Origin of the sequence: Chryseobacterium sp. RR2-3-20, assembly GCF_017808115.1 — a bacterium.
In the GTDB taxonomy this organism is placed as follows: Bacteria; Bacteroidota; Bacteroidia; order Flavobacteriales; family Weeksellaceae; genus Chryseobacterium; species Chryseobacterium oryzae.
Genome location: NZ_JADQBD010000042.1, coordinates 20,450 through 29,264, shown reverse-complemented (window position 1 = coordinate 29,264; position 8,815 = coordinate 20,450). Strand labels below are relative to the sequence as shown.

Here is an 8,815-nt window from a genome sequence, read left to right as displayed (position 1 = left end):
GAAGTTCTATACATTCCAATTTGAAAGCAACGCTAAATTTTTCTTTCCTTTCCATAAAAAATGCCCCTAAAAAGTGTCTAACTTTTTGGGGGCAGTCCATTATCAGGGATTTCGCTTTTATAGATAGCATCGGCAAAGGCATTGATGTTATAGTCAACTTTCACAATTTCGGGTAAAATTTCTTCATCCCGAAAGGTGATGATTCCATAAGTTGCCTTCCGGTCGGCTTCTTTAGAACGCCCCACAGAACCGACATTCATCACCCAAATATCCTCTGTTTTCTGGATATAAGAATAATGCGTATGTCCCATACAAACAATATTTATTTGTCGGTTTTTCAATTCCTGAAGTATTCGTTCTTTATTATCTTTTTCAAAAACGTACTCGTCATTGCTGTTTAATGAAGCGTGAACCAAAAGGACATTCAGATTCACTTTTGAGGTGGGAACGCTCAGCTCTAAATTCAGCGGTAATGAACCGAGCCATTGCTTGTTTTCGTCTGTAATGTATTTTTTGCTGTGATTGATTGCCACAAAACGATTGGCAGTTTCCTTTTCGCTATGATGACTTAATGGAATAATCGGTAAATCGTAAGCAATCCGCTCGTCATGATTTCCTAAAAGACAAGGGATCTTTTTTGCCTTCATGAGATTGATAACCTCATTGCCCCACGGTGCAAAATCTACCAAATCTCCAAGACAATAAATGTCGGATATATTACGGGATTCCAGATCTTCGAGTACTTTTTGCAACGCCAGCAGGTTGCCGTGTATATCGCTGATAATAGCTATCTTCTTCATAATCTTCGCAGTACAAGTGTATTTTTCAAACTCAGCAACAGGCCGCTAATGTGCTTCTGTATTGATAAAATTGCTTTACAAAAATAAGAAGAAAGAAACTAAAAAAGATCGGTTCTAATCAAAAAAAATAGAGTAACGAAACTCCTCCGCTACTCTATTTTGCTGATGATATGAATTATTTCACCCCCGAAATCCAATCTTGCAAAGTTTGGAAAATCATATACAAAACCGGGATAATCAGAACGCCTAAAAGCACGCCACTCAGCATTCCGCCGGCAGCACTGATGCTAATAGATTTGTTACCAATTGCTGTACCGCCTGTTGCGAACATCAACGGTACCAATCCCGCAACAAAGGCAAAAGACGTCATTAAAATTGGTCGCAAACGCATTTTGGCACCGGCAAGACCAGCCTCAAACACCGACAATCCGGATTTGCGTTGTTGGATGGCAAATTCTACAATCAGGATGGCGTTTTTGGCGAGCAAGCCTACCAGCATAATTAAGGCGATCTGTACATAAATATTATTATCTATCCCTGCAAATCCTGTGGCGAGAAATACACCCAAAAAAGATTGAACAATTTTGGTCGCCTTTTCCATTTCTTTGGTGATGAACTGAAGATTGGCACCCGCCTGAAGATTAACCACAAAGGTTAAATTGTTATCATCTTCCTCCGGTACAAAGCCTTTTTGGGAAGAATTCATCAGAAGGAAAGCTCCTAACGAAACCACAATCAGCGCACCCAAAGCCATTATTTTCTTTTTGCCTAAAAAGCGTACCGCACCAATGTATTTATCCGTAAGACGCTCGAAACTGGCATTAAAAGCCTCAGAAAAACGTTGGGTAAATTTTTTCGGTTTGCCATTATTGTTATGTTGATGATTTTTTAGTAACAAGGCGCACAAAGCCGGACTCAAAGTCAGTGCATTGACAGCCGAAATTAGAATCGCAATCGCCAAGGTATAAGAAAACTGCTTGTAAAAAATACCCGCAGGACCTTCCATAAAACCAACCGGGAGAAATACCGCCGACATTACCAAAGTAATCGAAACAATTGCCCCGCTGATTTCGCTCATTGCAGAAACCGTTGCAGCCTTGGCATCGTCTCCTGTCTCCTTCATCTTGGCATGCACCGCCTCTACCACCACAATGGCGTCATCCACCACAATCCCGATTGCGAGGACCAATGCAAAAAGCGTTAAAACATTTACCGAAAAGCCAATCAGATAGATGAAAAAGAATGTCCCGATAATGGAAACAGGAACAGCAATTGCCGGGATAATCGTAGAACGGAAATCCTGTAAGAATATCAAAACGACGATAAATACTAAGATAAAGGCTTCTATCAAAGTTGATTTCATTTGGGCAATGGATGCATCCAGACGATTCTTCATACTCTGAATGACCTCGAAATGGATTCCATCCGGCACACTTTTCTGGAAGCTCTCTAATGATTTTCCGACTTCTATAGCGATGTCATTGGCATTAGAACCACTAGCTTGCAACACGGCAAAAACCACAGATGGTTTGCCATCGGTAAACGTATCGCTGGAGTAATTGGACAATCCAAACTCGATGCGCGCCACATCTCCCAAACGGAGAATAGAGCCATCATTTTTAGACCGAAGAATAATTTTTTCAAACTCTTCGGGTTTATTCAGTTTCCCTTTGTAGCGCAAAACGTATTGCAGAGAGGCATCGGTTTCTTGCCCCAAACTTCCGGGAGAAGCCTCGAAGCTGTACTGCTGTATTGCATTCTCCACATCTGCAGGCACAAGCCCATAGGGCGAGAGTTTTGTCGGATTGATCCAAACCCTCACCGAATAATCTTTTGCTCCAAACAAACTCACATTTCCCACACCGGGGATACGTTTTAGCTCCGGAATCAGATTAATATTGGCATAATTCTGCAAAAAAGCCTCGTCATATTTTTCGGGTTTATCGCTATTGATATTGACAATCATCAGATAGCTGGTTTGTTGCTTGGTGGTGGTTAATCCCAAACGTATCACCTCCGACGGCAATTGCGCATTTGCCTGAGCCACTCGGTTCTGGACATTTACGGCAGCCTGATCGGGATCTACACCTTGTTTAAAAACAATGGTAATAGAAAAGCTACCGTCATTAGATGCGCTAGAGGTCATATACTGCATATTTTCTACTCCATTTATCGCTTGCTCCAAAGGTGTAACAACAGACCGAATTACACTTTCGGCATTTGCGCCCGGGTAAGTTCCGGATACAAAAACGGTAGGCGGTGCAATTTCCGGAAACTGCGTCATCGGGATTCGCAACAATCCCAAAATCCCCAACAAAACCAATATAATGGAAACCACGGTAGCCAGTACCGGTCTTTTTATGATTGTTTTTAACATTTTTATTGAGTTTTATTGTACTTTTTTAGGCTGGATGATACTATTTTCCGGAACGCCGGAAAGCTCATTGGCAATGATTCTGTCTCCGGATTTAAAACCAGATTTAAGGATGTAAAAATCCCCTGATTTGATATAATTTTTGAGGGCAACACGCTCCATTTTATTTTTGTTGTTGAGCAAACCGACAAACAGTTTATCCTGAATCTCATAAGTTGCCAATAAAGGAATTTTGAATACATTTTGTTCTGTAGATTGCATGACAATCCGCCCTGTGTTGCCGGTTCTGAGTAAACTTTCGGGATTGGGAAAAGAAGCACGAAGCGTAACCGAACCCGTTGTGGCATCAAACTGACCATCCATCATATCGATTTTCCCGGGATGGTTATAAGGCTTGCCATCCGCCAATAACAAGATAATGTCTCTGAAACTTTTTAGTTTCTCTAACAGATTAGCGCCTGGTCGTGTTGCATTAATTTTCAGGATTTCGTTCTCCGGAAGTGAGAAATAAGCATAGATTTCATTTACCTGAGATAAGGTGGTGAGCGGTTGTGCATCATTAGGACCAACCAACGCGCCCAATCGGTTTGGGATGCGCCCTATATAGCCGCTAACCGGCGCCTTAACTACCGAAAATCCCAAATTAACATCAGCAGAAGCCACCAATGTCTGTTGTTGAGTTACCGCCGCTTTGGCATTTTCGTAATTGGTTTTTGCCTTTTTGAACTGAAAATCTGCTACCACCTTATTATCCGTAAGAACTTTGTATTTATCCAACTCCAACTTAGCCGATGCCAATTGTGATTTTGCCATTGCCAAAGACGCCAAAGCCGTATTTTTTTGCTCGCGATAAACACTGGCATTGATGCGAAAAAGTGGTTGCCCTGCACGCACAAAAGCACCTTCGTCCACAAAGATTTTATCGATATAACCACTGATTTGTGGCCGAAGCTGCACGTTGTCTTTGCCTTGTAAACTTGCCGGGAAAGTCTGGTCGATAACCGCATCGGTGGGTTGTAGTGTAAGAATCTCTGCCTCTACACTTGGTGTTGGTTGTTCGGTTTCTTTATCGGAGTTTTTGCAGGCACTTGTCATCACTAGAACTGCGAAAAGCAAAACAGACCGCTTGACATTTGTATTTATAAGACGCTTCATTATTTGTTGTATTTTGACCATTATAAACATCAAAATTAGACGAAGCCGTTTATCATTATAAAAGACACCGTACCGAAGTGCAAAAATTAGAACCTAAAATGCAGAAAGTAGATATTAAATGATTTTGACCTGATGAATCAAAAAACCGCAAAATGATTATCAAACCAAAAGGAAATTAAGCCAAAACTATTGATGCTTACAATAGATTATTTATCTTTGCAACCGGATGAAACACCTAAACAGTATATTACGTCTTCCTTTTTTCAGCACTTATTATTACAGAATAGTAACTGCTCGGAGGAGGTATGTTTATTCTGAACTGACTGACATTTAGAAAAATATCTTACCATAACCTATAAGCCCGAGCCGATGCCCGGGCTTTTTTTATTCTCAAAATTTTAAAACAAAATGGATAACATTAGCAAACTGAAAGAAAACGTTGCCATCACTCTGCCAGAAAATGGCTTGGAAGAAAAACTAAAACAGGCACACCAAGAAAACCGAAAACTCATCATCAAATTGGGCTTTGATCCTACTGCGCCAGATTTGCATTTGGGACATGCCGTAGTGCTGAAAAAACTAAAGCAATTTCAGGATATGGAACATCAGATCGTGATTTTGGTCGGTAGTTTTACTGCAAGAATTGGAGATCCTACAGGAAAAAACAAAAGCAGAAAACCACTTTCGGCTGCCGATGTACAGCACAACGCCGAAACTTATCTCAAACAATTGTCTCAGATTATTGATGTAGAAAAAGCTGAGATTGTGTTTAATTCGGATTGGCTAGACACACTTTCTTTTTCTGAGGTCATCCAGCTATTGTCCAAAGTGACCGTGGCGCAACTGATGCACCGAAACGATTTTAACAAACGATTTACGGAAAACACGCCCATCGCCATGCACGAGTTGGTTTACCCAATTTTGCAAGGTTATGATTCGGTAAAAATAAAAGCCGATATAGAAATGGGCGGTACCGATCAGCTTTTTAACTGTACCATGGGACGACAACTGCAGGAAACCTTTGAAATGAATCCGCAAATTGTGATGTGTATGCCTTTGCTAAGAGGTTTGGATGGCAAAGAAAAAATGAGCAAATCCCTAAACAATATCATTGGCCTGACAGATGAACCTAACGAAATGTTCGGGAAAACCATGTCTATCCCAGACAGCCTGATTTCTGAATTTTTGGACCTCACCACCGATTTTTCTGTCGAGGAGAAAAAATGGATTGATGAACGATTAGAAGCCGGAGAAAACCCAATGAATATTAAAAAAATTATCGCTAAAAATATCATTTCTCAATACCACAATCCGGAAGAAGCAGAACAAGCGGAGGAGTTTTTCGTGAATCAGTTTCAGAATAAAAACTTTGAGGAAAAAGCATTTGAGCCTGTTTTGATTTCCGAAATTGTTGCAGAAAATAACGCAATCAGTCTGTTGGATTTGTGCGTACAGTTAAAAAATGGAGAATCGAAATCGGCAATCAGACGACTTATAGAAAGTGGAGCAGTACAGATTAATGATGAAAAAATTACCGAACCTGCCGAGAATATCGAACTCAAAAAACATACAAAAATCAAAAACGGAAAAAGAGTTTTTTTTGAACTGGTGTAAATACGCTAACGTAACTTTATTACATTAAATGGCGGTTGATACTTCAACTGCTATTTTTATTGTATCATTTACAAAACCATTTCAACGATTAATTCAGCAACAAATATTTAAAAAAAATATGTTCTTATTTTTTAATGCTGTTTTTTGTAATACTGCTTTCTGAAAGCTTCCGGCGTTAAACCCGTATTTTTCTTGAAAAATTTAACAAAGTAAGAAGAATCGTAGTAATTAAGCATTTCTGCAATTGCCGAAACAGAAAGTTTGAAATTTACGAGCATTCTCTTAGCTTCCAGAATAATTCTGTCTCTAATAAGTTCACCAGCAGATAAGTTAGATTGCTGCTTACAAATAAAATTTAAATGACTGGGGGTAATGTGCAAAAGTGCTGCATAATCTTTCGGCATTTTCAGTTCTAAAAAATTATGCTCTATTTGCTCTATAAACTGTTTAAAAATCAAAGAATTATATCCTGTTTCAACAATTGGTAAACCATTTTGAACCTCCTCACTTGCCCAACCGCAGATTTGCAAAATTGCGGAAGCAATTATTATTTGAGAATTCCGGTTGATTTCATTTGAAGATTCTGCCAAAATCTGCTGAAAACAATTATTAATTTTATCTTTTTTGTTTTCGGATAAAACAACCCTCTGGTCTTCGTGAAAAATACTCAAGAAGCTAAATTCGTCTAAAATGGAAGAACTTATTTGTAACTGATCGAAAAATGTAGGTGCAAAATTTATAACATACCCTTCAACAGACGAATGCAAATCCCAACTGTGAACCTGCCCCGGTCTCATAAAAAAAATGCTTTGCGGCAAAACTTCGTACATTTTAAAATCTATAACATTATCTCCACCTCCGTTCACGAAATAGGTAAGATGATAAAATGAATGTCTGTGAATTTTTGCTGTATTAGGATTTCCCGTTAAATAATCTGAAAACTGATCTATACTGAAAATTTCATTAAGAGAATTGCATGTTGAGAGATTGTTTATGTCAAATGTGGGATAGAGATCTTTCATTCTACTTCTGTATTCTCTGATAAAAATAACAATTTTTTCAGTAAAAACTACCATAAAATCTATATTGCGATTATCTAATTTTGAAGTGTTAAAACTTTCAATAGTATTAAGTCTGAAAACACCCATTAACTCAAGCATTTGGATGGAAACAGTTCTAAAATATGAAAGCTAATTTACAATGATATATGCATGATTCTGATACTCTTAAAAGTAAGAATTCTATTAAATTTCTTTGGTACTGCTCCTCTTTTTCAGGCATTGAAATTTTAGAGGAAGTACAGTTAGTTGTATGATGTATTATTCAATATCAAAAAAAGTATAATTTATTAAAACATACTCTTAATGTCAAAAATAGATGAAGAAGCTGTAAAAGGTGGACAGGGACAAGTAATGGTTCCCGAAACTTATAGAGATTCTATAGGAACCATGGAACAATCGGGAAAAAGAAAGTGGGTTTTCCCCCGAAAACCGAAAGGTAAATACACCAATTACAGAGAATTAGTAAGTTATTTTTTGCTTCTGGTTTATTTTACAATCCCATTTATAAAGATAAACGGCAATCCTCTGTTCATGTTTAACATTATAGACAGAGAATTCTTTATTGCCGGACAGCCTTTTTATCCGCAGGATTTTTTCATTTTAACTTTAGGGGCTATTGCATCTTTAATATTCATAATTGTTTTTACTATTGCTTACGGAAGAATTTTTTGTGGATGGATTTGTCCGCAAACGATTTTCATGGAATCTGTTTTCCGAAAAATAGAATATCTTATTGAAGGTGACCGAAACAAACAGATGAAACTGGACAGACAGGAATGGAACACAGAAAAAATCTGGAAAAGATGTTTAAAATGGACTGTTTATGCCATTATCTCTTTAGTAATAACGCACTTTATGTTCATGTATATCGTGGGCTACCAGGAAGTTTTTAATATTATTGAAGCAGGTCCGTTTGCAAATCCTACGAATTTTATTGTGATGATTCTTTTCACTTCGGCATTTTATTTTGTATTTGCGTGGTTTAGAGAACAGGTATGTACATTGGTTTGTCCTTACGGAAGATTGCAGGGTGTTTTAATCGACAAAGATACCGTTAACGTTTTTTACGACTTTAAAAGAGGAGAAAACCGATCTAAATGGAGAAACGGAGAAGATAGAAAAACCGCTGGTAAAGGAGACTGTATCGATTGCCAACAATGTGTTGTGGTATGTCCTACAGGAATTGATATCAGAGACGGGCAACAGCTTGAATGTATTAACTGTACAGCGTGTATTGACGCGTGTGATGAAGTTATGGTAAAAGTAGGATTACCCAAAGGTTTAATACGCTATGCTACTGAAAACGAGATAGAAAACCAGACCAAGTTTAAGTTTACCGGAAGAATGAAAGGCTTTGCAGCCATATTGGTTCTGCTGGTTGGGTTTTTAGTATTCTTACTGTACAACAGAGGAGATATGGAAACCAAATTCATTAAGCCAATGGGAAGTACATTTTTTGTAAGAGATGGTAAAATCACCAATACCTACAATTATACATTCCTGAATAAAACCAATGAGAAAAAAGTGGTAACCATTAAAGTATTGGAACCTGCACATGGAGAAATCAGTTACAGTTCTACCAGTAAAATTACTGTTGATCGCGATAAAATATCAAAAGGAACCATTAACATCAGTTTTCCTGAAGCTGAAATGAGTCTCTCTAAACAAAATATTATGTTTGGAGTATATGACATGAAAGGCAAGTTAGTAGATTCTTATCAGACTTATTTTGAAGGACCTTTTAAATTAAGAATACCTTAGAAAAATAACTTTCATTAATTAACCTAAAACCTATCGGTTAAAAGAAAACC

6 protein-coding genes are annotated in these 8,815 nt (G+C 37.9%); 2 read left to right on the top strand and 4 right to left on the bottom strand.

Annotated features, from left to right (window positions below):
• Nucleotides 1-77: 77 nt before the first annotated feature.
• From IV513_RS10415 to IV513_RS10405, 3 genes are all read right to left on the bottom strand, one after another.
• The gene (locus IV513_RS10415; protein ID WP_209390510.1) at nt 78-800 is read right to left on the bottom strand and encodes a metallophosphoesterase; all 723 of its coding nucleotides are present in this window, start codon (nt 798-800) and stop codon (nt 78-80) included.
• Nucleotides 801-975: 175 nt separating this feature from the next.
• A complete protein-coding gene (locus IV513_RS10410) occupies nt 976-3,177 on the bottom strand; it encodes an efflux RND transporter permease subunit (RefSeq protein WP_209390509.1) in 2,202 nt (733 codons plus the stop codon).
• A 12-nt stretch (nt 3,178-3,189) separates the two neighbouring features.
• Nucleotides 3,190-4,329, bottom strand: a complete 1,140-nt coding sequence (locus tag IV513_RS10405) for an efflux RND transporter periplasmic adaptor subunit (protein WP_209390508.1) — start codon at nt 4,327-4,329, stop codon at nt 3,190-3,192.
• Nucleotides 4,330-4,737: 408 nt separating this feature from the next.
• Here IV513_RS10405 and tyrS point away from each other — a divergent pair, with 408 nt between their 5' ends.
• Nucleotides 4,738-5,943: a tyrosine--tRNA ligase gene (tyrS, locus tag IV513_RS10400; protein WP_209390507.1), complete on the top strand. Its 1,206-nt coding sequence runs from the start codon at nt 4,738-4,740 to the stop codon at nt 5,941-5,943.
• A gap of 131 nt (nt 5,944-6,074) precedes the next feature.
• On the opposite strand, the gene IV513_RS10395 is transcribed toward tyrS, so the two are convergent.
• Nucleotides 6,075-7,091 carry an AraC family transcriptional regulator gene (locus tag IV513_RS10395; RefSeq protein ID WP_209390506.1) on the bottom strand — a complete coding sequence of 339 codons (1,017 nt, stop codon included), beginning with the start codon at nt 7,089-7,091 and terminating at the stop codon, nt 6,075-6,077.
• A gap of 216 nt (nt 7,092-7,307) precedes the next feature.
• On the opposite strand from IV513_RS10395, the gene ccoG reads away from it, so the two are divergent.
• On the top strand, nt 7,308-8,765 hold the full coding sequence (gene ccoG / locus IV513_RS10390) for a cytochrome c oxidase accessory protein CcoG (protein ID WP_209390505.1): 1,458 nt from the start codon (nt 7,308-7,310) through the stop codon (nt 8,763-8,765).
• Nucleotides 8,766-8,815: the final 50 nt, after the last annotated feature.